The 2,314-nt window shown below is 77.3% G+C and carries 3 protein-coding genes; all 3 read left to right on the top strand.

Features of this window, described 5'->3' with window-relative positions; all coding sequences use genetic code 11:
* Nucleotides 1-1,214: M15 family metallopeptidase (locus ICW40_RS21190; RefSeq protein ID WP_260459372.1), on the top strand; the 1,214-nt coding region annotated here is incomplete at its 5' end.
* 99 nt (nt 1,215-1,313) lie between these two features.
* Entirely contained in the window at nt 1,314-1,601 is a 288-nt protein-coding gene (locus ICW40_RS16945; RefSeq protein WP_308121879.1) for a hypothetical protein, read from the top strand.
* Nucleotides 1,602-1,650: 49 nt separating this feature from the next.
* The coding region (locus ICW40_RS16940) for a hypothetical protein (protein WP_221655185.1) at nt 1,651-2,314 on the top strand (664 nt) is incomplete at its 3' end.

Genomic DNA, 2,314 nt, shown 5'->3' with positions numbered 1-2,314 from the left:
GCCGTGAGCTCCGCCTCAAGCAGCAGGCCGCCTGCCCCCCGCCCTTCGCGCTGATCGACGCCCCTGCGGCGGCCGACACCGCGGCGGCGCCCGCACCCCGCCGCGGCCAGGCCCGTGCGGCGAAGTCCGCCACGGTCCTCGCCCTCTCGGGCGCGCTCATGGTCAGCGGCTTCGCGCTGCAGGACGACGCGGCGGCGAGCCGGGGCGCGCTGGCGTCGACGCAGGCGGCCGAGCGCGCCCGCATGCACCAGCTGCGCGTCGACGGCGCCGAGACCGCCCGGCTCACCGCCGAGGCCGAGGCCTGGGCCGGCGCCCAGCGCGTCCGGGCGCTCGAGGTGGCGGCGGCCGCGGTGCAGCAGGCCGACGCCGTGGTGCAGACCGCGACCCCGCTCGTCCAGCCGGACGCCGTGGCGCCGCTCGACCAGAAGCTCGCCGAGCTCGAGGTGATGATCGGCTCGTCCGAGCAGCCGGAGCCGGTCGCCGTCGCGCCCTCGCCCGAGACGGTCCTGCGCGAGAGCGCGGTCGAGCGCGCGAGCCGTTCCGACGTCGGCCGGACGCCCCTGCCCGCCGACGCGGCCGAGACGACCGCACCGCCCCACGCGCCGATCGCGCCGGTGACCGACCTCGAGACGACGCAGGAGATGTTCGCGATCGCCCAGGAGGTCGCCGCCCTCACCGCGCAGGTCCAGGCCGCGACCGAGGCGCGCATCGCCGAGCAGGCGGCGCAGGCTGCCGCCGAGGCCGCCGCGGCCGAGGTGGCCCGCAAGGTCGCCGTCGTCGAGGCCGCGCCGAACGGCGAGATCCCCACCGACGCGCTGTGCGCACCGGCCTTCGCCGCCGACGAGCTCCTGCGGTGCGACGCCGCGGCGGCGCTCGAGCGGCTCAACGAGGTCTACCGCGCCGAGTTCGGCCGCGACCTCTCCGTCGTCAGCTCCTACCGGAGCTACGGCATGCAGGTCGCCACGCGGCGCAGCCGCGGCGGCCTGGCAGCCACGCCGGGGACGTCGAACCACGGCCGCGCGGTCGCGGTCGACTTCGGCGACTTCGGCCGCCTCGGGACCTTCCGCGACCCGGACTACCTGTGGATGCAGAAGAACGGACCCGCCTTCGGCTGGTTCCACCCCCGGATCATGGAGCCGGGCGGCGGCGGACCCCAGGAGCCGTGGCACTGGGAGTACGGCACCGACACCGGCTGGGACGGCCCCGGCCTCTGATCCCGTCAGGATCACCCGCCCGGCGGGCCGTCCCGCGTCGTCGCCGCCCCCCCTCGGGGGTAGCATCGAACACACGTTCGATGCTGGGAGGCGAGGCCCGTGGTGGGTGGGGACGGGCGCGTCGTCGCCAACCGGGACCAGCCCGAGAGCGTCCCGACGCGTCCGATGGGGGAGGTGCCCGTGATCGTCCGCGTCCTGTGGGCCGACGGCACGGAGGAGTGGCGCCCCGCGCGGGCGAACCGCTGGACCCGGTCGCACGTCTTCGTGTGCTGGCGCGACGACCCCGCGGACCCGTCGACCGAGCGGTACGAGTGGTTGCGCGCGGGCGACGTCATGCGCTCGGTGAGCTGGCTCGTGCCGCCGCACCGTCCGGCACCCGCGCGCTGAGCCATGCTGTGTCCGGGCGCTCGAGGCACGGGCGCCGGAGGAGGTCGCCGTGGAGCTGGTCGACGTCGCGCGTGCCCTGCACGCGCTGCCGCCCGAGGACTTCACCGCCGCGCGGACCGCACGCTCGCGCGAGGCGCGTGCTGCGGGCGACCGCGAGCTGGCCACGCAGGTCGGCGCCCTGCGCCGGCCGACCGCATCCGCATGGCTGGTCAACCGCCTCGTGCGCGAGGACGCCGACCGGGTCCGCGACCTGCTCGCCCTCGGTGCGCGGATGGCGGAGGCCCAGCGCACGTTCGCCGGCCCCGACCTGCGTGCGCTCGGCCGCGAGCAGCACCGCCTGCTCGGTGACCTCAGGGAGGCCCTCGCGGGTGAGGGACCGGAGCGGGGCGGACCGTGGACGGAGACGGTCCTCGGACAGGTCGAGTCGACCCTGCGCGCCGCCATGGCGGACGACGACGCGGCGGAGGCCGTCTCGACCGGGCTGCTGACGACCCACCTGTCCAGCACCGGCTTCGAGCCCGTGACCATCGAGGGCGCCGTCGCGGTGCCCGGTGCCCCGTCGCTGCTCGGCGACGCCCCGGCACGCACGACCGCCGCGCCCACGGGGAGCACGACCGAGGCCGCGGACGACGACGCCGTCGTCACCCTGCCCGGTGCGCGACGCGCGGCCGCGCGCACCGGGTCGCGTCCCGCGCGACGGACCGCCCCCGAAG

This window comes from Actinotalea ferrariae, from assembly GCF_019733465.1.
Classification (GTDB): Bacteria; Actinomycetota; Actinomycetes; order Actinomycetales; family Cellulomonadaceae; genus Actinotalea; species Actinotalea ferrariae_A.
Note: the sequence above shows the minus strand (reverse complement) of the source record. Positions and strands in the feature narration are given on the sequence as shown.